The sequence below is a fragment of the Streptomyces sp. NPDC051136 genome (assembly GCF_044455745.1).
Classification (GTDB): Bacteria; Actinomycetota; Actinomycetes; order Streptomycetales; family Streptomycetaceae; genus Streptomyces.
On record NZ_JBITFE010000006.1, the window covers coordinates 1 to 25,800 of the forward strand.

Genomic DNA, 25,800 nt, shown 5'->3' on the forward strand with positions numbered 1-25,800 from the left:
GAACCACACCAGCGACCAGCACCCGTGGTTCCAGGAGTCCCGCAAGAACCCGGACGGCCCCTACGGCGACTACTACGTCTGGGCCGACGACGACAAGCAGTTCCAGGACGCGCGGATCATCTTCGTCGACACCGAGGCGTCCAACTGGACCTACGACCCGGTGCGCAAGCAGTACTTCTGGCACCGCTTCTTCTCCCACCAGCCGGACCTCAACTACGAGAACCCGGCCGTGCAGGAGGAGATGATCTCCGCGCTGAAGTTCTGGCTGGACCTGGGCATCGACGGGTTCCGTCTGGACGCGGTGCCGTACCTCTACCAGGAGGAGGGCACCAACTGCGAGAACCTGCCGCGCACCCACGACTTCCTGAAGCGGGTGCGCAAGGAGATCGACGCGCAGTATCCGGACACGGTCGTGCTGGCGGAGGCCAACCAGTGGCCGGAGGACGTCGTCGACTACTTCGGCGACTACGCGGCCGGCGGCGACGAGTGCCACATGGCCTTCCACTTCCCGGTCATGCCCCGCATCTTCATGGCGGTCAGAAGGGAGTCGCGCTACCCGGTCTCCGAGATCCTCGCCAAGACCCCGGCCATCCCGTCCGGCTGCCAGTGGGGCATCTTCCTGCGCAACCACGACGAGCTGACCCTGGAAATGGTCACCGACGAGGAACGCGACTACATGTACGCGGAGTACGCCAAGGACCCGCGCATGCGCGCCAACATCGGCATCCGCCGGCGCCTGGCCCCGCTCCTCGACAACGACCGCAACCAGATCGAGCTGTTCACCGCGCTGCTGCTCTCCCTGCCCGGCTCGCCGATCCTCTACTACGGCGACGAGATCGGCATGGGCGACAACATCTGGCTCGGCGACCGCGACGCCGTGCGCACCCCGATGCAGTGGACGCCCGACCGCAACGCGGGCTTCTCGTCGTCCGACCCGGGGCGCCTGTTCCTGCCCACGATCATGGACCCGGTCTACGGCTTCCAGGTGACGAACGTCGAGGCGTCCATGGCCTCTCCCTCGTCCCTGCTGCACTGGACCCGGCGCATGATCGAGATCCGCAAGCAGAACCCCGCCTTCGGCCTGGGCACGTACACCGAGCTGCCGTCGTCGAACCCGGCGGTGCTGGCCTTCCTGCGGGAGTACGGGGACGACCTGGTGCTGTGCGTCCACAACTTCTCCCGGTTCGCGCAGCCCACGGAGCTCGACCTCAGCGCCTTCGGCGGACGCCATCCGGTCGAGCTGTTCGGCGGGGTCCGCTTCCCGGCCGTCGGCGACCTGCCGTACCTGCTGACCCTGGGCGGTCACGGCTTCTACTGGTTCCGGCTTCGCGGGGAACCCGTCTAGACACCGGCCCCGTCCCCGGGCGGGCCGGTTTCCACCGCCCCGCCCGGGGCACGCATCAGTAACCACCCCGACGATCCGGGGAAAGGACGCGACGCCATGTCGGAAGCCGTCATACGCACCGATACGAGCCCCCGGGGCCTCCTTGCGTCACTCGATCCACTCCTGCGGGAGTGGCTGCCGCGGCAGCGCTGGTTCGCCGGCAAGGGCCGCCCGGTCACCGGTTTCTCGCTGGTCGCCGCCACCGAACTGCTCCCCGCGGACTCCCGCCTCGGCCTGCACCACGTCCTGGTGCGCGCCCATCAGCAGCACGCACCGGCAGCGGGAGCGGCCGAGGAGCCCGGCGACTGCTACCAGCTCCTGGTCGGCACGCGCGAGGCGCTGCCGCCCCGGCTCGCACCCGCGCTGATCGGCCATGTCACCGAGGGCCCGGAGGCCGGACGCACCGCGTACGACGCCCTGCACGACCCCCGCTCCGCCGAGGTGCTGCTGGAGGCGCTGCGCACCGGCGCCCGTGTCGGGGGGCTGCGCTTCGAGCGGGCACCGGAGCAGGAGATACGCACGGGGCTGGTCCCGCGGCTGATGACCGCCGAGCAGTCCAACTCGTCGGTCGTGTACGGAGATACGTTTATTCTCAAGTTGCTGCGCCGCATCGTGCCCGGCGTCAACCCCGATCTGGAGCTGCCGCTGGCCCTGGCCCGCGAGGGCTGCCCCCGGGTACCGGCGCCCGCGGGATGGATGCTGGCGGACCTGGCCGACCGGTCCTGGGTACTGGGCGTGCTCCAGCCCTACCTCCAGGGCGCGACCGACGGCTGGGAGCTGGCGCTGCGCGAGCTGGCCAAGGGCGAGGACTTCGCCGCCGAGGCGCGGGCGCTCGGACGGGCCACCGCCGAGGTGCACACGGCACTGGCCCGCGCGCTGCCGACCGTCACCCTCGGCCACGCCCAGGCACGGCAGCTCGCCGACGGCATGATCGGACGCCTGGAGGAGGCCGCGCGGGCCGTGCCCCTGTTGCGGTCGTACGCGCCCGCGCTGCGGACGGCGTTCACCGCGCTGGCGGACCTGGCCGCCGAGGGCCGTGCCTGGACGGCTCAGCGCGTCCACGGCGACCTGCACCTCGGCCAGTGCCTGCGCTCACCCGGCGGGGAGTGGTCGCTGATCGACTTCGAGGGGGAGCCGGCGAAACCGCTGGCCGAGCGCCGCCTGCCGCAGCCGGCGGTGCGGGACGTCGCGGGGATGCTGCGCTCCTTCGACTACGCCGCGCACTCGGCCGGGGTGCGCGTGCCGGGCTGGGCCGATTCCTGCCGGGCCGCGTACTGCACCGGGTACGCGGAGGCGGGCGGCCACGATCCGCGCACCGATCCGGTGCTGCTGCGCGCCTACGAGACGGACAAGGCGGTCTACGAGGTGCTGTACGAGGCCCGGCACCGTCCCGACTGGCTTCCGGTACCGCTGGCCGCGGTGCGCCGCCTGTCCGCACCCGAACCGGCATGACGCCCCAGCTCCCTCCCACTTCGCCCAGGAGGCCCCGCCCGTGACCCCCCGCCCCCCGTCCAGCGGCCCCGATCCGAAGCAGACGACCGGGAAGAAGACGGCCCAGGCCAAGAAGACAGCCGGGAAGAAGACGGCCGAAGCCGAGAAGACGGCCGAAGCCAAGGCGACGGCTGCGAAGAGGACAGCCGAGGCCGAGAAGACGGTCCCAGCCAAGAAGACGGCCGGGGCCAAGAAGACAGCCCCAGCCAAGAAGACCGTCGAGGCCAAGAAGACGGTCAAGGCCGAGAAGACGGTCGCGGCCGGAAAGACCTCCGTCGGCAAGGCGGCCGAGGCCCGGAAGGCCGCACGAAAAGCCGCCGTGCCCTCCCCGCCGGCCGGTGCCGAGGCTCCCTCGGCGGCCGAGGCCGCCGAGGCGGCCGTCTCCCCCGCACTGGGTGCCGGCGACCGGGAGCGGCTGCTCGCCGGCACGCACCACGACCCCCACGCGGTGCTCGGCGCCCACCGGGTGCCCGGCGGGGTCGCGTTCCGGGTGTTCCGGCCGCACGCCCGGGCGGTGACCGTGCTGTCCACGGGGCTGCGGGTCGAACTGCACGACGACGGGGACGGCTTCTTCTCCGCTCTCGCGCCGCTCGACGAGGTCCCGGTCCACCGGCTCCTGGTGGCGTACGAGGAGACGGTCCTGGAGGCCGAGGACCCGTACCGCTTCCTGCCCACCCTGGGCGAGCTGGACCTGCACCTGATCGGTGAGGGCCGGCACGAGGAGCTGTGGCGGGCGCTCGGCGCGCACCCGACGACCCGGGACGGGGTGGCGGGCACCCGGTTCGCGGTGTGGGCGCCCAACGCCCGCGGAGTCCGGGTGGCCGGCGGCTTCAACTTCTGGGACGGCACCGCTCACCCGATGCGCTCCCTCGGCTCGACCGGCGTGTGGGAGCTGTTCCTGCCCGGCATCGGCGCCGGCGAGCTGTACAAGTACGAGATCACCCGCCCCGACGGTTCGCGCACCTTCCGCGCCGACCCGCTGGCCCGGCGTACGGAGGTCCCGCCGGCCACCTCCTCCGTCGTGCACGCCTCGGACTACACCTGGGGCGACGGGGAGTGGCTGGCCCGCCGCGCGGACGCGCCCGCGCACGAGGCGCCGATGTCCGTGTACGAGGTCCACCTGCCGTCCTGGCGCCCCGGCCTGACCTACCGCGACCTGGCGGAGCAACTCCCGGCGTACGTCGCCGACCTGGGCTTCACGCACGTCGAGCTGATGCCGGTCGCCGAGCACCCCTTCGGCGGCTCGTGGGGCTACCAGGTCACCGGTTTCTACGCCCCGACCGCGCGCCTGGGCGACCCCGACGACTTCAAGTACCTGGTCGACCGGCTGCACCAGGCCGGGATCGGCGTGATCATGGACTGGGTGCCCGCGCACTTCCCGCGCGACGACTGGGCCCTGGCCGAGTTCGACGGGCGGCCGCTGTACGAGCACTCCGACCCGCTGCGGGCCGCCCATCCGGACTGGGGGACGCTGGAGTTCGACTTCGGCCGCCGGGAGGTGCGCAACTTCCTGGTCGCCAACGCCGTGTACTGGTGCGAGGAGTTCCACATCGACGGGCTGCGCGTGGACGCGGTCGCCTCGATGCTCTACCTGGACTACTCGCGCGAGCCGGGCCAGTGGACGCCCAACGAGCACGGAGGCCGGGAGAACCTGGACGCGGTGGCGTTCCTCCAGGAGATGAACGCGACGGTCTACCGGCGAGTGCCGGGTGTCGTGACCGTGGCCGAGGAGTCGACGGCGTGGGACGGGGTCACACGGGCCACGCACCACAAGGGGCCGAGCGGCTTCGGCGGGCTCGGGTTCGGGCTGAAGTGGAACATGGGCTGGATGCACGACTCGCTCGCGTACATGAGCCACGAGCCGGTGCACCGCACGTACCACCACGGCGAGCTGACCTTCTCCATGGTGTACGCGTACAGCGAGAACTACGTGCTGCCGATATCCCACGACGAGGTGGTGCACGGCAAGAAGTCCCTGGTGTCGAAGATGCCGGGCGACTGGTGGCAGCAGCGCGCCAACGAGCGGGCGTACCTGGGCTACATGTGGGCCCACCCCGGCAAGCAGCTGCTCTTCATGGGGCAGGAGTTCGCGCAGGGCGCCGAGTGGTCGGAGGCGCACGGCCCCGACTGGTGGCTGCTCGACCCGGAGTACGGCGCGTCGGCGGACCACCGGGGCGTGCGCGACCTGGTGCGGGACCTGAACACGGTCTACCGGGACACGCCCGCGCTGTGGCGGCGCGACACCCACCCCTCCGGGTTCGCGTGGGTGGTCGGCGACGCCGCCGAGGACGACGTACTGGCGTTCCTGCGGCTGGACGCCGACGGCACCCCGTTGCTCGCGGTCTCCCACTTCGCCCCGGTGGTCCGCTCCGACTACCGTCTCGGCGTCCCCGACGACGTCCCGGCCTGGCACGAGGTGCTGAACACCGACGCCGCCCGGTACGGCGGCGGCGACGTGGTCAACCCGGACCCGGTCAAGCCGGAGCCGCAGGGGTGGCACGGCCGTCCGGCGAGCATCCGGCTGACCCTGCCGCCCCTGGCGACGGTGTGGCTGCGCCCGGCCTGACCGTCACCCGGCGTCCGCGAGTCCCTCCGGCAGCGGCTCGCTGTGCAGGACGCCGAGGTGCTGGGTGGCGCGGGTGAGGGCGACGTACAGGTCACTGGTGCCGTAGCGGCCGGGCTCGACGACCAGGACGGAGTCGAACTCCAGCCCCTTGGACTGGCGGGGGTCGAGCAGGACCGTCCGGTGCGTCAGGTCCGGCTCGGCGTCCGCCGTCACGCCGTCGAGCCGGGCCGCCAGGGAGCGGTGCAGCTCACGCGGCGCGATGACGGCGAGACGCCCCTCCTCGGGGGTCAGCTCCCGGACGGCCCCGGCGACGGCGGCCGGGAGGTCGTCGGTGGCGCGGATCCAGGGGCGCACGCCCGTGGAGCGCACCGAGCTCGGCGGTGTGAACTCCGGGTCGCCGGCGCGGACGACGGCGGCCGCCAGGTCCATGATCTCGGCCGGGGTGCGGTAGTTGACCCCGAGCCGGGTGTGCTCCCAGCGGTCCTCGACGTACGGGGCGAGGATCTTCGACCAGGAGCCGACACCGGCCGCCTCCGCGGTCTGCGCCGGGTCCCCGACCAGCGTCATCGAGCGGGTCGGGCAGCGCCGCATCAGCAGTCGCCAGGCCATCGGGGACAGCTCCTGCGCCTCGTCCACGATGATGTGCCCGAAGGCCCAGGTGCGGTCCGCCGCGGCGCGTTCGGCGGCACTGCGGTGGTCGTCCTCCTCCTGGCGCTCGGCGAAGCGCTCGGCGTCGATGATGTCGTGCGCGGACAGGACCTCGGCGTCGTCCTCGTCCTTGTCCTCGAACTCGTAGGTCCGGGACGCGTACGACACGTCCAGCACGCCCTGTGCGTAGGCGATCTGCTCCTCGCGCTCGCGCTCGGCCCGGGAGCGGGCCACCCGGTCGTCCACGCCGAGCAGTTCGGCGGCCTCGTCCAGCAGCGGCACGTCGGCGACGGTCCAGCGCCGGGTGACCGGGCGGCGGACGGCGGCGGCGTCCTCGGCGGGGAGGAACGCCTCGGGGGCGGCGAGGAAGTCGGCGACCAGGCGCTGCGGGGTGAGCCGGGGCCACAGCCGGTCGATGGCGGACCAGACTTCGGGGTTCTCGGCGAGTTCGTCGCGGATCTGGGTGATGTCGCTGGGGTCGAGGAGGTTGCTGCCGTCGTAGGGGTCGGTGCCGATGCGCTCGGCGACCATGTCGGTGAGGGTGTTGAGGATGTGGCCCTCGAAGTGCTCGCGGGCCGCGTTGTGCGGCAGCTTCGCGCCCCGGGTGCGTTCGCGGGCGACGTTGACCAGGTCGTCGTCGAGCATGAGGACGTCACGGTCGTGCTCGATCGTGATCACCGGGTCGGGCAGCGCCTGCCGGTCGCGGACCACCTCGGCGAGCACGTCGGCCATGTCGGCCCGGCCCTTCACGGCCGCCGCCTCGGGGGTGTCCGCCGCGGTGGCCTTCACGCCGGGGAACAGCTCGCCGACGGTGGCGAGGAGCACGCCGGTCTCGCCCAGCGAGGGCAGCACCTCGCCGATGTAGCCGAGGAAGGCCGGGTTGGGGCCGACGATGAGGACGGCGCGCTTGGCGAGCAGTTCGCGGTGCTCGTAGAGCAGGTAGGCGGCGCGGTGCAGGGCGACGGCGGTCTTGCCGGTGCCGGGGCCGCCCTCGACGACCAGCACGCCGCGGTGCGGAGCGCGGATGATGCGGTCCTGGTCGGCCTGGATGGTCTGCACGATGTCGCCCATGCGGCCGGTGCGCGCGGAGTTCAGCGCGGCCAGCAGTACGGCGTCGCCGGACGGGTCCTCGTGGCCGGTGCGGGTCTCGTCGCCGAGGTCGAGGATCTCGTCGTGCAGCGCGGTGACGGTGCGGCCCTCGCTGGTGATGTGCCGGCGCCGGCGCAGTCCCATCGGGGTGTGTCCGGTGGCCAGGTAGAAGGGGCGGGCGACACCGGCCCGCCAGTCGACGAGGACGGGGGTGCGTTCGGCGTCGTCGGCGCGCAGTCCGATGCGGCCGATGTGGTGGGCGTCCCCGGAAGTGAGGTCGATCCGGCCGAAGCAGAGGGAGCCGTCCACCGCGTTGAGCGCGGCGAGCAGCCCGGAGCGCTCGGCGACCAGGATGTCCCGCTCCAGGCGTGCCTGCTGGGGGGTGTTGCCCTGCGCGAGGGCCTCGGTGACGGAGACCTCGGCGTCGCCGCGCAGCGCGTCCACGCGCGCGTACAGTCCGTCGATGAATTCCTGCTCGTGCAGCAATTCATCGTCCGGAAATTCGGTGTTTGACAATTCCACTCCCGGCCGCATATACTGTGCCTACTGAACTTCCTCGCGATTCCATTATCCTGAAGTCGCGAATCAACAAATATACGCAGAGAAATCCCCCGAGCGCAATTGCTCGGGGGATTTCTTGTGTGCCGGACGGGCCAGGCCGATGACCGGCCAGGGTCCGGTTCCGGGCCGGTCAGACGACGTCGGCCAGTTCCTCCAGGAGCCGCCGCTTGGGCCGGGAGCCGACCATCGACTTCACCGGCTCGCCCCCGCGGAACACCATGAACGTCGGCATCGACAGCACCTTGTACGCGTTCGTGGTCGCCGGGTTCCGGTCGACGTTCAGCTGCACCACCCGCAGCCGGTCGCCCTCCTCCTCGGCCAGGGCACTGAGCACCGGCGCCATCTGCCGGCACGGCGGGCACCAGTCGGCGGTGAACTCCACCAGCACGGGCAGGTCCGACCCGATCACCTCCGCCGCGAAGTCCGCGTCCGTCACCTCGGGCACCCCGTTGCTCGTCATGCGTGTCCTCCCAGTTCGCACTTGGGCTCCGGACCCCCCGAAGCCGCCGCCTCGGCCCGCGTCAGCTGCGCGGCGACCTGGGCGCGCACCGACGTGAGCTGCTCGATCAGCGTGTCCAGCTCCGCCAGCTTGCGTCGGTAGACCATCAGGGACGCGGGGCAGGAGTCGCCCTCGGGATGCCCGGCGCGCAGGCACTCCACGAAGGGGCGGGTCTCCTCCAGGTCGAACCCGAAGTCCTGGAGGGTCCTGATCTGCCGCAGCAGTCTCAGGTCCTCCTCGTCGTAGGTCCGGTATCCGTTGTCGCCCCGCCGGGCGGGCAGCAGCCCCCGCGACTCGTAGTACCGCAGCGTCCGCGTGGTGGTCCCGGCCCGTGCGGCCAGCTCGCCGATTCGCATGCGGACGAACGTAAGCCTTGACCCGGACGTCAAGGCAAGCGTGCGAGCGGGCGGCGGGAACCCCGAAGCCCCGCGCCGGGGGACGCGGGGCTTCTCCGTGGGGGGACCGGGCGGCCGAGCAACGGGGGGAGCCCTCGGCCGTCCGGGGTGTGCGGGCGCCGGGGCGCCGCGGGGCCGTCAGGCCTTCGCCAGCTCCTTCTCGCCGCCCTGCTCGGGCAGGTCGGGGGTGCTGTCCTGGCCGCCGTCGCCGTGGCCGTCGTCCAGGAGCGTCTTCTCGTCGAACGGGACCCGGCCGGCGAGCACCTCGTTGACCCGGTCCCTGTCGATCTCCTTGGTCCAGGTGCCGATCAGCACGGTGGCCACCGCGTTGCCGCCGAAGTTGGTCAGCGCGCGGGCCTCGCTCATGAAGCGGTCGATGCCGACGATCAGACCGATGCCGTCCACCAGGGCGGGCTTGTGCGACTGGAGGCCGCCGGCCAGCGTGGCGAGCCCGGCGCCGGAGACACCGGCGGCGCCCTTGGAGGCCACCAGCAGGAAGAGCAGCAGCGGGATCTGCTCACCGATGGACATCGGCGTGCCCATGGCGTCGGAGATGAACAGCGAGGCCATGGTCATGTAGATCATGGTGCCGTCGAGGTTGAACGAGTAGCCGGTCGGGACGGTGATGCCGACCACCGGCTTGCTGACGCCCAGGTGCTCCATCTTCGCGATGAGGCGCGGCAGCGCCGACTCCGAGGAGGAGGTGGACAGGATCAGCAGGAACTCGCGGCCCAGGTACTTGAAGAGCGAGAAGACGTTGACCCCGGAGACGACGCGCAGCACCGTGCCGAGGACCAGGAAGAGGAAGAGGGCACAGGTCACGTAGAAACCGAGCATCAGCACGGCCAGGCTCTTGAGGGCGTCGACGCCCGCCGAGCCGGTGACGGCGGCGATGGCACCGAAGGCACCGATCGGGGCGGCCCACATGATCATCGCCAGGACGCGGAAGACCAGCCGCTGGATGTGCTCGATGCCGCGCAGCACCGGCTGGCCCGCGCCGCCCATGGCCTGCAGCGCGAAGCCGCAGAGCAGGGCGATCAGCAGGGTCTGCAGGACCTCGCCCGCGGTGAACGCCGAGACGATCGTGGTCGGGATGATGCCCAGCAGGAACTCGGTGGTGCCCTTGGCCTCGGCGTCGACCTGCGCCTGGCCGGTCTCCTTGACGGCGTCGGTGACCGCGAGGCCCGTGCCCGGGTCGAGGATGTTGCCGACGATCAGGCCGATGGCGAGCGCCACCAGCGACATCACGAAGAAGTAGACCAGGGCGATGCCGCCGACGGCGCCCACCTTGGCGGCCTTGCGGACGGAGCCGATGCCCAGCACGATCGTGCAGAAGATGATCGGCGAGATCATCATCTTGATCAGGTTCACGAAGCCGGTGCCGAGCGGCTTCAGCTCGGTCGCGAAGTCCGGGGCGATCAGACCGACCGCGATACCGAGGGCGACCGCGATGATCACGGCGATGTAGAGATAGTGCGTGCGGTCGCGCTTGGCTGGGGGTGCGGCAGGTGCCGTAGCGGCTTTGCTGGTCACGGCGGCCCTCCTTGACGACGTCGTCGGCATCACCGGCGTGCGGCTCACGTCCGGGGGTGTGGTTCGGGGACTGGGTGACTATCTCCCGGCGTGTGAGCGCGGTCACCCTTGCGTTCATTTAGTTCACAATCAAGCCACGAGGGAGACTGGCGGCATGCACCTCCGCATCCCCCGGCCCCGCAGTCTGGCCGGGCAGCTCTTCGCCATGCAGGCCGTACTGATAGCGGTCGTCGTGGTCGGGTACGCGGTGTTCACCTACCTCAGCGACCGGGGGCAGGCGCAGGACGCCGCCGGGCGTCAGGCCAGGTCGGTGTCGCTGGCGATCGCCGACTCGCCGTCCGTGGCGGAGGCGGTCCGCACCCCGGACCCGACGGTGCGCCTCCAGCCGTACGCGGAGCGGGTGATGCGGGACACGGACGTGGACTTCGTGACGATCATGAGTCCCGAGGGCATCCGCTGGACCCACCCCGACCCGGAGCAGATCGGCCATCCCTTCCAGGGCCACATCGAGCGCGCGCAGCGGGGTGAGACCTTCACCGAGACCTACACGGGCACGCTCGGCCCCTCGGTCCGGGCGGTCACACCGATCGTGGACGACGGCCGGATCGTCGGTCTGGTCAGTGCCGGGATCAAGGTCGAGGAGATCAGCAAGCGGGCGCAGGAGCAGCTCACGGCGCTGACGGGGGTGGCGGCCGGGGCGCTGCTGCTCGGCGCGGTCGGAACGTACGTGATCAACGCGCGGCTGCGCCGGCACACGCACGGCATGAACGCGGACCAGCTGAGCCGGATGCACGACTACCATCAGGCGGCGCTGCACGCGGTGCGGGAGGGGCTGCTGATGCTGGACGGGCAGTACCGCGTCGCGCTGATCAACGACGGCGGACGGGAGCTGCTCGGCGTGCACGGTGACGTGGTCGGTGCCTCGGTCGCGGAGCTGGGGCTGCCGTCGCGGCTGACGGGGGCGCTGCTGGCGTCGGAGCCGCGGGTGGACGAGGTGCACCTGGCGGCGGAGCGGGTGCTGGTGGTCAACACCTCGCCGGTCTCCGGCGGTGAGCGCCGGGGCACGGTGGTGACGCTGCGGGACGTGACGGAGCTGCAGTCGCTGACGGGTGAGCTGGACTCGGAGCGCGGTTTCACGCAGGCGTTGCGCTCGCAGGCGCACGAGGCGGCGAACCGGCTGCACACGGTCGTCTCGCTGATCGAGCTGGGGCGGGCGGAGGAGGCCGTGGAGTTCGCGACGGCGGAGCTGGAGCTGGCGCAGGCGCTCACCGACCAGGTGGTGGCGGCGGTGAGCGAGCCGGTGCTGGCGGCACTGCTGCTGGGCAAGACGGCGCAGGCCAACGAGCGGGGAGTGGAGCTGGTGGTGTCGCAGGACAGCCGACTGGACGACGGACTGCTGCCGCCGTCACTGCCCGCCCGGGACCTGGTGACGATCCTGGGCAACCTGGTGGACAACGCGGTGGACGCGGCCCAGGGCTCGGTGCCGTCGCGGGTGACGGTGGCGGCGTACACGGAGGATTCCCCGGCCGACGGCTCCGAGCTGGTGCTGCGGGTGTCGGACACCGGAGCCGGGGTCGATCCCGCCCGTGCCGACCTGGTCTTCCAGCGGGGCTACTCGACCAAGCCGGCCGGTGAGGGCGGCCGCGGTCTGGGCCTGGCCCTGGTCCGGCAGGCGGTGCGGCGGCACGGCGGCGCCCTGACCGTGACGGAGGCGGAGGGCGGCGGCGCCCGCTTCGAGGCCCGGCTGCCGCTGGGCGACGGCGGGGGCGGCGGGACGGCGCCGGTCTCCGCGGCGGACAGACCGGGCGCCGGAGGTGCGGTGTGAGCACCGCCGACGCGCAGCCCATCCGGGTCCTGGTCGTCGAGGACGACCCGGTGGCCGCCGACGCGCACGTGCTGTACGTCGGGCGGGTGCCGGGCTTCGTCGCGGTCGGCAAGGCGCACACGGCCGCGGAGGCGCGACGCCTGCTGGACCGTACGCCGGTGGACCTGCTCCTGCTCGACCTGCACCTGCCGGACGGGCACGGCCTCCAGCTGGCCCGCTCGCTGCGGGCGACGGGGCACCACACCGACGTGATAGCGGTGACGTCGGCGCGGGACCTGACGGTGGTACGGGAAGGGGTGTCGCTGGGCGTCGTGCAGTACGTGCTGAAGCCGTTCACCTTCGCCACCCTGCGCGACCGGCTGGTGCGCTACGCGGAGTTCCGGGGCACCGCCGGGGAGGCGAGCGGCCAGGACGAGGTGGACCGCGCCCTGGCCACCCTGCGCGCCCCCGGCCCCGCGGCCCTGCCCAAGGGCCTGAGCGGCCCGACCCTGGAACGCGTCACCAGCACGCTGCGCGACGCGGCCGAGGGTCTCACCGCGGCCGGGGTGGCGGAGGCGGTGGGCATCTCCCGCATCACGGCCCGCCGCTACCTGGAACACCTGGTGGACGCGGGCCGGGCGGGACGCAGCCCGCAGTACGGGCAGGTGGGGCGGCCGGAGTTGGTGTACCGGTGGGTGCCGGGGCGGTGAGCCCGGCGGGGGACGCTCACGCGGCCCTCGCGTACCACACGAACTGCGAGGCGAGCCCGGCCACGGCGAGCGCTTCCAGCACGGAGAGCCCGAGGAGCAGTCCGCCGGCGCCGCCGTTCGACCAGAAGACGATCAGCGCCGCGAGCGGTACCGCGCAGAACGCCGTCAGGTCGATCACGGTCTGGATCGCCTTGCGGGACCGGCGCCGGGTGTCGGTCCGGTGGTACGCCTCCCACCCGAAGGTCGTGAAGCCGTGCCCGTGCGCGGCGAGTCCGGCCAGCCTGGGGCCGAGGTCGTCCCGCACGTAGAGCCCGATCGCCGAGATCTTCTGGTCGTTGACGAGATACGTCCAGCCGAGGACGAGGCACACCGGCGGCAGCGCCAGCAGCATCGAAGGCCGCTCCGACTGGGCCGCGGCGGCGATGACGGCGGCCACGACGGCCAGCGTCACGTACAGCAGGTTGTCCCGGAACCCGATCCTCGCCCGCTGCTCGCCCTTCACGCTCTCGTACTCGGCGAGCAGCAACTGCCCCACCGTGACGTCCTGTTCCGGCACGCGATCTCCTTCTCCCCGTTGTCGGCCCCACGGTGCGGGAGTGCTGGTCACCCGTCCTCGGGCTCCCCCGAATCACCACTCGCAGGGGCATTGACCTGACTAGACCACTCCTCTTACGTTCGCCACGCAGCCGTCCAGGCCACAGTGTCGTGTGCCCGTAGGAGGTCATGCCCGTGCGTCCCACCGTCCGGTTCACCGCCCTGTTCACCCTTACCGCGCTCGCCTCCACCTCACTCGCCGCCTGCGGGAGCGGCTCCGGCAGTGATCCGGACACGGTGAAGGTCTCCTTCAAGCAGTCGACGGACAACTCCATCAAGGTGATGGACACCTACCTCGGCGACATCAAGAAGCAGTTCGAGAAGGCCAACCCGGGCAAGAAGGTCGAGCTGGTGCCGATCAAGGCGCCGGACTCCGAGTACTACACCAAGCTCCAGCAGATGCTCCGCTCCCCCAAGACCGCTCCCGACCTGGTCTACGAGGACACGTTCCTCATCAACTCCGACATCACCAGCGGGTACTTGAAGCCGCTCGACGACTACCTGGCCGACTGGAAGGACTGGAACCGGTTCATCGGCACGGCGAAGGCGGCCGCCAAGGGCGAGGACGGCAAGACGTACGGCGTGCCGGACGGCACGGACACGCGCGGGCTGTGGTTCAGCAAGGACGTGTTCGCCAAGGCGGGGCTGCCCGCCGACTGGCAGCCGAAGACCTGGGACGAGGTCCTCGACGCCGCCCGCGCCGTCAAGGAGAAGGTGCCGGGCGTCACGCCGCTCAACGTCTACACCGGCAAGCCCGCCGGCGAGGCCGCCACCATGCAGGGCTTCGAGATGCTGCTGTACGGCACGGGGGACGGCGGCGCGGACCCGCTGTACGACAAGGACGGCAAGAAGTGGATCACGGCGGGGCAGGGGTTCGAGGACTCCCTCCGCTTCGTCGAGACGGTGTACAAGGAGAAGCTCGGTCCTGAGGTCTCCGACGCGCTCGACCCCAACTTCGGCACGAAGGTGCGCGGTGAGCTGCTGCCGCAGGGCAAGCTCGGGATCGCGCTCGACGGTTCCTGGCTGCCGCAGGACTGGCTGGAGGGCAGCGGGCACGAGTGGCCCGAGTGGTCGAAGGAGCTGGGGCTCGCCGCCATGCCCACGCAGCACGGGCAGGCTCCGGGACGGGTGAGCATGTCCGGCGGGTGGACCTGGTCGATCCCGGCCAAGGCGGCCAACCCCGACCTGGCCTTCGAGTTCGTCAAGACGATGCAGACCAAGGCCAACGCCCAGAAGTGGTACATCGCCAACTCCGGCATCGCGGTCCGCGAGGACGTGGCGAAGGACCCCGCCTACGTCGCGGCCCAGCCCGGCATCAAGTTCTTCACCGACCTCGTCGCCGACACCCACTACCGGCCGGCCTACCCGGCGTATCCGAAGGTGTCCGTCGCCGTCCAGGAGGCGATGGAGGGGGTCACCACCGGCGACAAGTCGGTCGAGGAGGCGGCGCGCGACTACGACGAGGCGCTTAAGGAGGCCACCGACAACCAGGTGGTGAGCAGGTGACGGCGACCGCGCCGGAGCACGCGGGACCGGAGGTCCGCAAGACCCCCGCCTCGCCGGGCGCCCCCGGCGGGCGGTCCGGCACCGTCCGCCGCTCCCTCTTCCGCGCCCTGCCCCTCTCCCCCGCCGTCGTCCTGCTGCTGCTCTTCCTGGCCGGCCCGATCGTCTACTGCGTGGTCATCGCCTTCACCGACCTCCAGCTCACCGGGCAGGCCGAGGAGTCCTTCGTCGGCTTCGACAACTTCACCCGCGCCTTCCGGGACGAGGCGTTCCTCAACGCCGTATGGCTCACGCTGGTGTTCACCGTGCTGTCCTCGCTGATCGGGCAGAACACCCTGGGGCTCGCGCTCGCCTCCCTGATGCAGCGGGCCTCGAAGCCGGTCCGCACGCTCACCGGTGGCATCGTTGTCACGGCCTGGGTGCTGCCGGAGGTGGTGGCGGGCTTCCTGCTCTACGCGTTCTTCCGGCGCGAGGGCACCCTCAACGCCATCCTGGACCAGCTCCATCTGCCCTCCCAGAACTGGCTGTTCACGCTGCCGATCCTCGCGGTGTCCTTCGCCAACGTGTGGCGGGGCACGGCGTTCTCGATGCTGGTGTACTCGGCCGCGCTGAACGAGATCCCCAAGGAGGTCACCGAGGCCGCCGAGGTGGACGGCGCCAGCGGCTGGCGCCGGATGTGGCACATCACGCTGCCGATGATCCGGCGCTCCATCGGCACCAACCTCATGCTCAACACGCTCCAGACCCTGTCGGTGTTCGGGCTGATCTGGGTGATGACGCGGGGCGGGCCGAGCGGCAGGAGCCAGACACTGCCGCTGTTCATGTACGAGCAGGCCTTCCAGAACAGCCTGATCGGGTACGGCACGGCGGTGGCGCTGCTGCTGTTGCTGATCGGCTCGCTGTTCTCGGTCGTGTACCTGCGCCTGCTGCGGACGGAGGTCTGAGATGACGGGCCCGCTCACATCCCGTCCGACGTCCCGGACAGCCCGCCGCACCACCCCCGCCGCCCGGCGCAACCGGCGCCGGACGGCCGCCGACGCCGGGCTGCTGGTGGCGGCGGCGGCCTTCGTGTTGCCGCTGGCCTGGGTGGTGCTGTCCGCCCTCGACCCGCACGCGAGCCTCAGGGTCAAGGTCCCCGAGGGAGTGACGCTGGAGAACTTCGACGCGGTCCTCACCCCCGAGATCACCTTCACGCCGCTGCTCAACAGCCTGATCCTGTGCGGCGGGGCGACCCTGCTGACGGTGGTGTGCGCGGCGCTCGCGGCGTACCCGCTCTCCCGTTTCCGCTCGCGGCTCAACCGGCCGTTCCTGCTCACGATCCTCTTCGCGACCAGCCTCCCGATCACCGCGATCATGGTGCCGGTGTACGCCCTGTTCGTCCGGGTGAACATGATCGACACCATGCAGGGGACGATCTTCTTCTTCGCCGCCTCGCAGCTGCCCTTCGCCATCTGGCTGATGAAGAACTTCATGGACGGCGTGCCCAAGGAGCTGGAGGAGGCGGCGTGGACGGACGGGGCGTCGTCGTTCCAGTCGCTGCTGCGGATCGTGCTGCCGCTGATGGGGCCCGGGGTCGCGGTGGTGACGGTGTTCTCGTTCGTGATGATGTGGGGGAACTTCTTCGTCCCCTTCATGCTGCTGCTCTCCCCGGACCAGATGCCCGCCTCGGTCAGCATCAACGACTTCTTCGGCAACCGGGGCATGGTGGCGTACGGGCAGCTGGCGGCGTTCTCGATCGTCTACTCGACGCCGGTCGTACTGCTCTACGTGCTGATCTCCCGGCGGCTGGGCGGCGGGTTCGCGCTGGGCGGGGCGGTCAAGGGGTGAGAACTCCGGGCGGGGCGCGCGGAAGACGGGACGCGCCCGTACGTTCCTACAATCCGTATCGCTGGCCGAACAGCCCGTAGTCAGCGTGGCCCCGGACCCCTACGGTGTGGCGCGTGCGCCGACCCTCATCCGGCCCGAGCCAGTCGGGTCCTCCGTTCAACGCCCTCGCCGCCCGCCGGCTGCGTGCCGCCCTCAACATGAGGCCCGAGCACGTCGCCCACGGCATACGGGTCTCCTACGGCCTGCCGTACGTCACCCCCGACCTCGTCATCGCCTGGGAGCGGGGCGCGTCCGCCCCCGAGGGCCCGGAGCTGACCGCGCTCGCGGGGGTGCTGTGGTGCTCGCCCGGTGAGCTGATCGGGCGTCCGCAGTCCCTGCGCGAACACCGCGTCGCCCGCGGTCTGGCGCCGGAGGACGTGGCGCGTGCGGTCGGGCTCGGGCTGCCCGCCTATCAGCGGATGGAGGAGGCGGACGACTGGCGCGGCACCGACCGGCAGTCGGCCCAGCTCGCCGAGGTGCTCGGCCTCACGCTGCCCGACTTCGTGACCGTCACCGGGCGCGAGGAGAAGCTGGCCGAACTGCTGACGAGCGCGGTGACCACGCGCTGGCAGGGCTGTGTCCGCCCGATCGCCAAGCTGGCGCCGCTGGACCGGCGGGTCCTGGAGAACGTCCTCCAGGTGCTGCACCAGGACTACCAGGGGCGGATGACCGCCACCCTCAGCTGGGGCGGCGGCGCCGCCGACTCCAGCGCCGGGGGCCGGGACTTCCTGGACCGGATCGTGGACCACTTCTGGACGGCGGTCGAGAAGCATCCCTAGCCGCGACCGGGAAAGCGGTCCCCAGCCCGGCCGGGAAGGCGGCCAGGCAGCCGACCGGGAAGGCAGCGGGCCTCTAGAAGACCGACTCCGCCTCGTCCATCCGGTCCTTCGGCACCGTCTTCAGCTCGGTGACGGCCTCCGCCAGCGGCACCATCACGACGTCCGTGCCGCGCAGCGCCGTCATCCGGCCGAAGTCGCCCCGGTGCGCGGCCTCCACCGCGTGCCAGCCGAAGCGGGTGGCGAGCACCCTGTCGTACGCGGTGGGCACGCCGCCGCGCTGGACGTGGCCGAGGATGACCGGCTTGGCCTCCTTGCCGAGCCTGCGCTCCAGCTCGAAGGCGAGCGCGGTGCCGATGCCCTGGAAGCGCTCGTGACCGAACTTGTCGATGGCGCCCTTGCCGTAGTCCATGGAGCCCTCCGCGGGGTGGGCGCCCTCGGCGACGCAGACGACGGCGAACTTCTTGCCGCGCGCGAAGCGCTCCTCGACCATCTTCACCAGGTCGGCGGGGTCGAAGGGCCGCTCGGGCAGGCAGATGCCGTGGGCGCCGGCGGCCATGCCGGACTCCAGGGCGATCCAGCCGGCGTGCCGGCCCATGACCTCGACCACCATCACGCGCTGGTGGGACTCGGCGGTGGTCTTGAGGCGGTCCATCGCCTCCGTGGCGACGCCGACGGCGGTGTCGAAGCCGAAGGTGCGGTCGGTGGAGGAGATGTCGTTGTCGATGGTCTTCGGCACACCGACGACCGGGAGACCCGCGTCGGACAGCATCCGGGCGGCCGTGAGGGTGCCCTCGCCGCCGATCGGGATCAGGGCGTCGATGCCGAAGTTCTGGATCATGTCGCCGGCGTTCTCGCAGGCCTCGCGGAGCCGGTCGCGCTCCAGGCGGGAGGAGCCGAGGATGGTGCCGCCGCGGGCGAGGATGCCGCTGACCGCGTTGAGGTCGAGGGTGCGGTACCGGCCGTCCAGCAGTCCGGCGTAGCCGTCCTCGAAGCCGATGACCTCGTCGCCGTAGTTGTCGACCGCTCGGTGCACGACCGACCGGATCACTGCGTTCAGGCCGGGGCAGTCGCCGCCTGCGGTGAGAACTCCGATACGCATCGTGCTGTGTCTCCTGCTCGCTGTTGACACCGGTGAGCCGGTCCAATTGTTCCACGGCCCGGACGGCGGTGGACGACGTCGGACGTTGACGGGCGCCTTATCCGCGGCCGGAGGTACTGTCAAGAGGGTTCCGCACCCCCGACAAAACGCCCACCCGACGACCGCCCGCACCGACGGAACCCACCCCGACAGACGCTCAGCACGACGGACCGAACGAAACGGAGAGCACGCGTGACGCGCAGCGTGTACGTGACCGGTATCGACCGCGGCGACGGCCGCCAGGTCGTCGAGCTGGGGGTGATGGAACTCCTGACCCGGCAGGTCGACCGGGTCGGCGTCTTCCGCCCCCTGGTCCACGACGGGCCCGACCGGCTCTTCGAGCTGCTGCGCGCCCGCTACCGGCTCTCGCAGGACCCGGCGACGCTCTACGGCATGGACTACCAGGAGGCCTCCCTGCTCCAGGCCGAGCAGGGCGTGGACGAGCTGGTCTCCGCGCTGGTCGACCGGTTCCACCTGGTGGCGCGGGACTACGACGTCGTCCTCGTCCTGGGCACCGACTACGCCGACACCCAGTTCCCGGACGAGCTGTCGCTGAACGCGCGGCTGGCCAACGAGTTCGGTGCCTCGGTCCTGCCCGTGGTCGGGGGCCGCAGGCAGAGTGCCGAGTCGGTACTGGCCGAGACGCACAACGCCTTCCGCGCCTACGACGGCCTGGGCTGCGACGTCCTCGCCATGGTGACCAACCGGGTCGCGCGCGAGGACCGGGACGAGATCGCCGAGCGGCTCGCGCACCGGCTGCCGGTGCCGTGCTGGGTGGTGCCGGACGAGCCCGCCCTGTCCGCGCCGACGGTCTCGCAGATCGCGCACGCCCTGGGCGCCGAGATCGTCCTCGGCGACGACTCCGGGCTGGCCCGCGACGCGCTGGACTTCGTCTTCGGCGGGGCCATGCTCCCCAACCTGCTGGCCGCGCTGACCCCGGGCTGCCTGGTCATCACGCCCGGCGACCGTGCCGACCTGGTGATCGGCACGCTGGCCGCGCACAGCGCCGGGACCCCGCCGATAGCGGGTGTGCTGCTGACCCTGAACGAGGTGCCGGGCGAGGGCATCCTCAAGCTCGCCGACCGGCTGGCCCCCGGCACGCCGGTGCTCTCGGTGACCGGCAACAGCTTCCCCACCGCCGAGCGCCTGTTCTCCCTGGAGGGCAAGCTGGGTGCGGCCACCCCGCGCAAGGCGGAGACGGCCCTCGGCCTCTTCGAGCGGTACGTGGACACCGCCGAGCTGAACCAGCGGGTCTCGGCGCCCAGCAGCGACCGTGTCACGCCGATGATGTTCGAGCACAAGCTCCTCGAACAGGCCCGCTCCGACCTGCGCCGGGTGGTCCTGCCGGAGGGCACCGAGGAGCGGGTGCTGCACGCCGCGGAGGTACTGCTGCGCCGCGGCGTGTGCGAGCTGACGCTGCTGGGCCCGGCCGAGCAGATCCGCAAGAAGGCCGCCGACCTGGGCATCGACCTCGCCGGCGCCGAGCTGATCGACCCGGCGGCGAGCGAGCTGCGCGACACCTTCGCGGAGAAGTACGCCGCCCTGCGCGCCCACAAGGGCGTGACCGTGGAACTGGCGTACGACGTGGTCAGCGACGTGAACTACTTCGGCACGCTGATGGTGCAGGAGGGGTTCGCCGACGGCATGGTCTCGGGGTCCGTGCACTCCACGGCGGCGACCATCCGGCCCGCCTTCGAGATCATCAAGACCAAGCCGGACGCGGCCATCGTCTCCTCCGTCTTCTTCATGTGCCTGGCCGACAAGGTGCTGGTCTACGGCGACTGCGCGGTCAACCCGGACCCGGACGCGGAGCAGCTCGCCGACATCGCGACCCAGTCGGCGGCGACGGCGGCGCGCTTCGGCGTGGAGCCGCGGATCGCGATGCTGTCGTACTCGACCGGCACCTCCGGCTCCGGCGCGGACGTCGACAAGGTGCGCGAGGCGACCGAGCTGGTCCGCTCGCGCCGCCCGGACCTCAGCATCGAGGGGCCGATCCAGTACGACGCGGCGGTCGAACCGTCGGTCGCCGCCACCAAGCTGCCGGGCTCGGCGGTCGCCGGACAGGCCAGCGTGCTGATCTTCCCCGACCTGAACACCGGCAACAACACCTACAAGGCGGTGCAGCGCTCGGCGGGCGCCATCGCGGTGGGCCCGGTGCTCCAGGGTCTGCGCAAGCCGGTCAACGACCTGTCCCGGGGCGCGCTCGTGCAGGACATCGTCAACACCGTCGCCATCACGGCGATTCAGGCCCAGCAGTCCCCCAGCGAAAAGGCGTCCGACCTGTGAGCGGCACCCGTGTCCTCGTCCTGAACTCCGGCTCCTCGTCGGTGAAGTACCAGCTGATCGACATGCACGACGGGGAACGCCTCGCCGTGGGCCTCGTCGAACGGATCGGCGAGGAGGCCGCGCGCCTGAAGCACACCCCGGCCGGCGGCGAGAGCCGCGAGTGGAACGGGGCCGTGCCCGATCACGAGGCGGCGCTGAAGGCCGTGGCGGCCGAGCTGGCCAAGGACGGCCTCGGCCTGGACTCCGCCGAGCTGGCCGCCATCGGTCACCGGGTGGTGCACGGCGGGAAGCACTTCACCGAGCCGACGGTGATCGACGACGCCGTGCTCGCCGAGATCGAGCGGCTCATCCCGGTCGCCCCGCTGCACAACCCGGCCAACCTCACCGGCATCCGCACCGCGCAGGAGCTGCGCCCGGACCTGCCGCAGGTCGCCGTGTTCGACACCGCCTTCCACACGACGATGCCGGAGTCCGCGGCCCGCTACGCGATCGACGTCGAGACCGCCGACGCCCACCGCATCCGGCGCTACGGCTTCCACGGCACCTCGCACGCGTACGTCTCCCGCGAGACCGCCCGGCTGCTGGGCCGGGCGCCCGAGGACGTCAACGTGATCGTGCTGCACCTGGGCAACGGGGCGTCCGCCTCGGCGGTGCGGGGCGGCCGGTGCGTGGACACCTCCATGGGGCTGACGCCTTTGGAGGGGCTCGTGATGGGTACGCGCTCGGGAGACATGGACCCGGCCGTCATCTTCCATTTGATGCGCGTTGGTGAAATGTCCGCCGACGAGATCGACACTCTCCTCAACAAGAGGAGCGGTCTGATCGGACTGTGCGGCGACAACGACATGCGGGAGATCCGCCGCCGGGTCGACTCCGGTGACGAGCGGGCGCGGCTGGCCTTCGACATCTACATTCACCGGCTCAAGAAGTACATCGGCGCCTATTACGCCGTTCTCGGGCGGGTGGACGCCGTGGCGTTCACGGCCGGGGTCGGGGAGAACTCGGCACCGGTGCGCGAGGCGGCCGTGGCGGGGCTGGAGGGGCTCGGCCTGGCGGTCGACGGCGCGCTGAACGCCGTACGCGGCGACGGGGCCAGGATGATCTCGCCCGCGGACGCGCGGGTGGCGGTGGCGGTGGTGCCCACGGACGAGGAAATGGAGATCGCCGCGCAGAGTTACGCACTGGTAATTGATTCCGGGAATCCCGATCTCACCTGAGCGGCGTCCCGCCCTTTTGTATTTTCCGCCAGACGGAATATTCCGCGCCGAAACAAACCGATAGGATGGCACCCATGCGCCGTTCCAAAATCGTCTGTACTCTCGGCCCCGCGGTCGACTCCCACGAGCAGCTCGTCTCGCTGATCGAAGCCGGCATGAACGTGGCCCGCTTCAACTTCAGCCACGGCACCCACGCCGAGCACCAGGGTCGTTACGACCGGGTGCGGGCCGCCGCCAAGGAGACCGGCCGGGCCATCGGTGTCCTCGCCGACCTGCAGGGCCCGAAGATCCGCCTGGAGACCTTCGCGGAGGGCCCCGTCGAGCTGGTGCGCGGTGACGAGTTCACCATCACCACCGAGGACGTCCCGGGCGACAGGACGATCTGCGGCACGACGTACAAGGGCCTGCCCGGTGACGTCACCAAGGGCGACCAGGTGCTCATCAACGACGGCAACGTCGAGCTGAAGGTCACCGAGGTCGAGGGCCCCCGGGTGAAGACGATCGTCATCGAGGGCGGCGTCATCTCCGACCACAAGGGCATCAACCTGCCCGGCGCGGCGGTCAACGTGCCCGCGCTGAGCGAGAAGGACGTCGAGGACCTGCGGTTCGCGCTGCGGATGGGCTGCGACCTGGTCGCCCTCTCCTTCGTGCGGGACGCCAAGGACGTGGCCGACGTCCACCGCGTGATGGACGAGGAGGGCCGCCGGGTCCCCGTCGTCGCCAAGGTGGAGAAGCCGCAGGCGGTGGAGAACATGGAGGACGTCGTCGCGGCCTTCGACGCCGTCATGGTCGCCCGCGGCGACCTGGCCGTCGAGTATCCGCTCGAGAAGGTCCCCATGGTGCAGAAGCGCCTGATCGAGCTGTGCCGGCGCAACGCCAAGCCGGTGATCGTGGCGACCCAGATGATGGAGTCGATGATCACCAACTCCCGTCCGACCCGCGCCGAGGCCTCCGACGTGGCCAACGCGATCCTGGACGGCGCCGACGCGGTCATGCTGTCGGCGGAGTCGAGCGTGGGCGCGTACCCGATCGAGACCGTCAAGACGATGTCGAAGATCGTCACCGCGGCCGAGCAGGAGCTGCTGGCCAAGGGCCTGCAGCCGCTGGTGCCGGGCAAGAAGCCGCGCACGCAGGGCGGTTCGGTGGCCCGCGCCGCCGCCGAGATCGCCGACTTCCTGGGCGGCAAGGGCCTGGTCGCCTTCACCCAGTCCGGCGACACCGCCCGCAGGCTCTCCCGCTACCGCGCGGCCCAGCCGATCCTCGCCTTCACCACCGACGAGTCGACCCGCAACCAGCTGGCGCTCAGCTGGGGCGTGGAGCCGCACGTGGTGCCGTTCGTGAACTCCACCGACGAGATGGTGGACCTGGTGGACCAGGAGACGGCCCGCCTCGGCCGGTTCAACGACGGCGACATCGTGGTGATCACCGCCGGTTCGCCTCCCGGCGTGCCCGGCACCACCAACATGGTGCGGGTGCTCCACCTGGGCGAGACCCGGCGCGACTGACCCCACCGGCCCGCAGGGCCTCCGTACGGCGCCGAGGGCGCCCCCTGTGTCGCAGGGGGCGCCCTCGGGCGTTGCGCGGGCTCCCGGCCGGGGACGGACGCGTCAGTCCGTCGTGTACTGGTGCAGCCCCGGGATGTGGAGCGTGCCGCCGAACTGTCCGGCCTGGACGACCGTCACCTTGGTGAAGTAGATCAGCGGGATGTCCAGCGGCGGCGGGTTCTCCGGGTCGAAGGTGATCGGGATCAGCCCGAGCAGGTTGCCCGAGATGCTCTCGGTGTACATCACCGTCTCACCGTCGCGGATCGTGGACGTGGAGCCCTCGGCCGCCTGCACGTGGTACGTCTTGCCGGCCTGCTTGTCCTTCACCGTCTGGTGCAGGTCGCCGATGTCGGTGCCGTTGGATATGACGTACTTCAGCACCTTCTTGGTGGTGCCGTTGGCCGTCTTCACCTCGACGACGCCCTTGTAGGAGGCGCCCTTCAGCGTCAGCGAGCTGGCGTTGAGGTACCAGGGGTCGTCGGGCAGCGGCACCTTGTTGTCGACGCCGCCCTCGTCGTCGGTGGCGACCGGGCAGCCGTCGGCGTCCTTGCCGGCCTCGTCGGCGCTCTCGGAGGCGCTGGGGCTCGGCGTGGCGGTGGCCTCGTCCGTCGCCTTCGCCGCGTCCTCCTCGGCCTTCTCGGCCGCCTCCCTGGCCGCCTCGTCCACCGTCTCGCCGGTGTCCTCGGCCGCCTTCGACGCCGCGTCGGTCGCGCCCTCGACGGTGTCCTCGACGGTGCCGGTGACCTTGTCGGCCGTGTCCTTCACCGCGCCGGCCGCGTCGTCCGCACCCTCGGACGCCGAGGGGGTCGGCGTCGGGCTCGGGCTGTCCTCGGCCTTCTTGCCGCCGGTGAAGATGCCCTCGATGGCGTCGCCGAGGCCGTCCAGCAACCCGCCCTTCTCCTCGGACTCGGAGGGGGACGGCGTCGCGGTCGAGCCGGAAGGCTCCTGGCTCTGCGAGGCGGAGGGGCTCGGGGCGGGGGCGTCCTGCTCGTCCTTGGCGCCCTTGTCGTCGGAACCTGAATCCGACGAAGAGGAGTCGTCCTGGTCCGTGCCGGCGTCCTCGCCCGCGTCCCCGGTGGAGGCCGAGGGGTCGGGCTCCTTCGCGTCGTCCTTGCCCTCGTCGTCCTTGCCGGCCTCGTCGGTCGCCGAGGGCGACGGGGTGGGCGACTCGGACGGGTCCTTCTCGGCGTCCTCCAGGGCCGCCACGCAGTCCTTGTACTCGTCGGCCGTCAGGCTGTTGGAGGGCGGCGCCGTGTCGTTGCCGTCGGCGAGGGCGAGCGTCGGCGTGAACCCCATTCCCATGAGGACGGCCGTGGGCATCGCCGCGATGGCTATCGCCTTGCCGGCCGGCATGTGGAACCTGGTGAACAACGGCTTCTTGGGTGCCGCGTGGCGCGGCCCGGTTCTCACACGGGACGACTCCACGTCAGTCCCGCGGGTCACCTCGTCAGCCGGCACTGTGCCTCCCGTTCGCCCCGTTGGCCGGGCTCGTTCCTGACAGATCGTGCGCCCCCGGAGCCATGAAGGCCTGGGAGGGCTTCCCGTCGTCCACCCCGCCGCGCGGCCCCGGCACCGTGGGGTCGGCCGCATGCTTCCCGGACCCCGGGAAGCCGGGGAACGCGGTGTCGTCGGCAGCGGCGCGGGGGACCACGCCCTGGGGCGCGTCGTCCGCCCCCTTGCCCTCCAGCGGCGGCTCGGTCCGCGGCGGTTCGCCCGGCACCCAGGAGACCGCCATGGCCCCGCCGACCAGCGCGAGCAGGAAGCCGATGAGGAAGCCGCCGAGGTTGGACACGGGGATGGACACCAGCGCCAGCAGGATCGCCGCGACGCCCGCGAACACCCGGACGTGCTTCTGGAACCACAGGCTGATGCCCAGGACGACCAGCAGCACGCCGATGATCAGGGACCCGGCGCCCGCGGTGGTGGACATCGCCAGCGTCAGGTGACCGATCTGGAGGTTCGCGTACGGGAAGTAGGCGATGGGGAGTCCGCCGAGCGCGACGAACAGGCCGGCCCAGAACGGCCGCGCGCCTCGCCAGGCGCGGAACTGCAGCCTGCGGCGGGTGAACTGGCCGGCGGCGGCAGGAGTCTCGGCGCTCATGGAAAACAGCTCCCTGGTACGGCTTTGCTGTGGTGGAGATGTGGGCCGGGCGTGAAGGCGCGGCCGGAGAGGGGACGGGCGGGGGCGCCGTC

General features: G+C 71.4%; 20 protein-coding genes. 12 read left to right on the forward strand and 8 right to left on the reverse strand.

Annotation, left to right across the window (positions count from 1 at the left end; translation table 11 throughout):
- The 3 genes from treS to glgB all read left to right on the forward strand — a co-directional run.
- A partial coding sequence (gene treS, locus ACIBCJ_RS17935; protein WP_365979907.1) for a maltose alpha-D-glucosyltransferase occupies positions 1–1,345 on the forward strand: 1,345 nt, incomplete at its 5' end.
- 96 nt (positions 1,346–1,441) lie between these two features.
- On the forward strand, positions 1,442–2,836 hold the full coding sequence (locus ACIBCJ_RS17940; RefSeq protein ID WP_362512521.1) for a maltokinase: 1,395 nt from the start codon (positions 1,442–1,444) through the stop codon (positions 2,834–2,836).
- A 40-nt stretch (positions 2,837–2,876) separates the two neighbouring features.
- The gene (gene glgB / locus ACIBCJ_RS17945) at positions 2,877–5,441 is read left to right on the forward strand and encodes a 1,4-alpha-glucan branching enzyme (protein WP_365979908.1); all 2,565 of its coding nucleotides are present in this window, start codon (positions 2,877–2,879) and stop codon (positions 5,439–5,441) included.
- Between the two features lie 3 nt (positions 5,442–5,444).
- On the opposite strand, the gene ACIBCJ_RS17950 is transcribed toward glgB, so the two are convergent.
- The 4 genes from ACIBCJ_RS17950 to ACIBCJ_RS17965 all read right to left on the reverse strand — a co-directional run bounded on the left by ACIBCJ_RS17950 (position 5,445) and on the right by ACIBCJ_RS17965 (position 10,166).
- Positions 5,445–7,712 (reverse strand): ATP-dependent DNA helicase, encoded by a 2,268-nt coding sequence (locus ACIBCJ_RS17950; RefSeq protein ID WP_362102978.1) that lies wholly within the window; start codon positions 7,710–7,712, stop codon positions 5,445–5,447.
- A 157-nt stretch (positions 7,713–7,869) separates the two neighbouring features.
- On the reverse strand, positions 7,870–8,184 hold the full coding sequence (locus ACIBCJ_RS17955; protein WP_365980089.1) for a thioredoxin: 315 nt from the start codon (positions 8,182–8,184) through the stop codon (positions 7,870–7,872).
- Positions 8,185–8,195: 11 nt separating this feature from the next.
- The gene (locus ACIBCJ_RS17960) at positions 8,196–8,594 is read right to left on the reverse strand and encodes a MerR family transcriptional regulator (protein WP_362512515.1); all 399 of its coding nucleotides are present in this window, start codon (positions 8,592–8,594) and stop codon (positions 8,196–8,198) included.
- Positions 8,595–8,771: 177 nt separating this feature from the next.
- Positions 8,772–10,166: a cation:dicarboxylate symporter family transporter gene (locus ACIBCJ_RS17965; protein ID WP_362102974.1), complete on the reverse strand. Its 1,395-nt coding sequence runs from the start codon at positions 10,164–10,166 to the stop codon at positions 8,772–8,774.
- 154 nt (positions 10,167–10,320) lie between these two features.
- Here ACIBCJ_RS17965 and ACIBCJ_RS17970 point away from each other — a divergent pair, with 154 nt between their 5' ends.
- Together ACIBCJ_RS17970 and ACIBCJ_RS17975 are read left to right on the forward strand one after the other, a co-directional pair.
- Positions 10,321–11,991 carry a sensor histidine kinase gene (locus ACIBCJ_RS17970; protein WP_365979909.1) on the forward strand — a complete coding sequence of 557 codons (1,671 nt, stop codon included), beginning with the start codon at positions 10,321–10,323 and terminating at the stop codon, positions 11,989–11,991.
- Positions 11,988–12,680, forward strand: a complete 693-nt coding sequence (locus ACIBCJ_RS17975; RefSeq protein ID WP_365979910.1) for a response regulator — start codon at positions 11,988–11,990, stop codon at positions 12,678–12,680. Before ACIBCJ_RS17970 ends, ACIBCJ_RS17975 begins: the two co-directional genes overlap by 4 nt.
- Positions 12,681–12,696: 16 nt before the next feature.
- On the opposite strand, the gene ACIBCJ_RS17980 is transcribed toward ACIBCJ_RS17975, so the two are convergent.
- Positions 12,697–13,236: a hypothetical protein gene (locus ACIBCJ_RS17980; protein WP_362512512.1), complete on the reverse strand. Its 540-nt coding sequence runs from the start codon at positions 13,234–13,236 to the stop codon at positions 12,697–12,699.
- A 167-nt stretch (positions 13,237–13,403) separates the two neighbouring features.
- Between ACIBCJ_RS17980 and ACIBCJ_RS17985 the strand changes: the two genes are divergently transcribed.
- From ACIBCJ_RS17985 to ACIBCJ_RS18000, 4 genes are all read left to right on the forward strand, one after another.
- Positions 13,404–14,780 (forward strand): extracellular solute-binding protein, encoded by a 1,377-nt coding sequence (locus ACIBCJ_RS17985; protein ID WP_399282733.1) that lies wholly within the window; start codon positions 13,404–13,406, stop codon positions 14,778–14,780.
- Positions 14,777–15,721, forward strand: coding sequence for a sugar ABC transporter permease (locus ACIBCJ_RS17990; RefSeq protein WP_365979911.1), 945 nt, complete (start codon positions 14,777–14,779; stop codon positions 15,719–15,721). The genes ACIBCJ_RS17985 and ACIBCJ_RS17990 overlap by 4 nt, the downstream gene beginning before the upstream one ends.
- A 1-nt stretch (position 15,722) precedes the next feature.
- Positions 15,723–16,604, forward strand: a complete 882-nt coding sequence (locus tag ACIBCJ_RS17995; protein ID WP_365979912.1) for a carbohydrate ABC transporter permease — start codon at positions 15,723–15,725, stop codon at positions 16,602–16,604.
- Positions 16,605–16,708: 104 nt separating this feature from the next.
- A complete protein-coding gene (locus ACIBCJ_RS18000) occupies positions 16,709–17,422 on the forward strand; it encodes an XRE family transcriptional regulator (RefSeq protein ID WP_362102960.1) in 714 nt (237 codons plus the stop codon).
- Positions 17,423–17,495: 73 nt separating this feature from the next.
- On the opposite strand, the gene ACIBCJ_RS18005 is transcribed toward ACIBCJ_RS18000, so the two are convergent.
- Positions 17,496–18,521 carry an ATP-dependent 6-phosphofructokinase gene (locus ACIBCJ_RS18005; RefSeq protein WP_030187401.1) on the reverse strand — a complete coding sequence of 342 codons (1,026 nt, stop codon included), beginning with the start codon at positions 18,519–18,521 and terminating at the stop codon, positions 17,496–17,498.
- 231 nt (positions 18,522–18,752) lie between these two features.
- Here ACIBCJ_RS18005 and pta point away from each other — a divergent pair, with 231 nt between their 5' ends.
- The 3 genes from pta to pyk all read left to right on the forward strand — a co-directional run bounded on the left by pta (position 18,753) and on the right by pyk (position 23,568).
- Positions 18,753–20,846, forward strand: coding sequence for a phosphate acetyltransferase (pta, locus tag ACIBCJ_RS18010; protein ID WP_362102958.1), 2,094 nt, complete (start codon positions 18,753–18,755; stop codon positions 20,844–20,846).
- Entirely contained in the window at positions 20,843–22,063 is a 1,221-nt protein-coding gene (locus ACIBCJ_RS18015; protein ID WP_365979913.1) for an acetate kinase, read from the forward strand. Before pta ends, ACIBCJ_RS18015 begins: the two co-directional genes overlap by 4 nt.
- A gap of 74 nt (positions 22,064–22,137) precedes the next feature.
- Positions 22,138–23,568: a pyruvate kinase gene (gene pyk, locus ACIBCJ_RS18020; protein ID WP_362102954.1), complete on the forward strand. Its 1,431-nt coding sequence runs from the start codon at positions 22,138–22,140 to the stop codon at positions 23,566–23,568.
- A gap of 102 nt (positions 23,569–23,670) precedes the next feature.
- Here pyk and ACIBCJ_RS18025 read toward each other — a convergent pair whose 3' ends face one another.
- Positions 23,671–25,065 carry a hypothetical protein gene (locus tag ACIBCJ_RS18025; protein WP_365979914.1) on the reverse strand — a complete coding sequence of 465 codons (1,395 nt, stop codon included), beginning with the start codon at positions 25,063–25,065 and terminating at the stop codon, positions 23,671–23,673.
- Positions 25,055–25,708 carry a DUF6114 domain-containing protein gene (locus ACIBCJ_RS18030; protein ID WP_362102950.1) on the reverse strand — a complete coding sequence of 218 codons (654 nt, stop codon included), beginning with the start codon at positions 25,706–25,708 and terminating at the stop codon, positions 25,055–25,057. The genes ACIBCJ_RS18025 and ACIBCJ_RS18030 overlap by 11 nt, the downstream gene beginning before the upstream one ends.
- Positions 25,709–25,800: the final 92 nt, after the last annotated feature.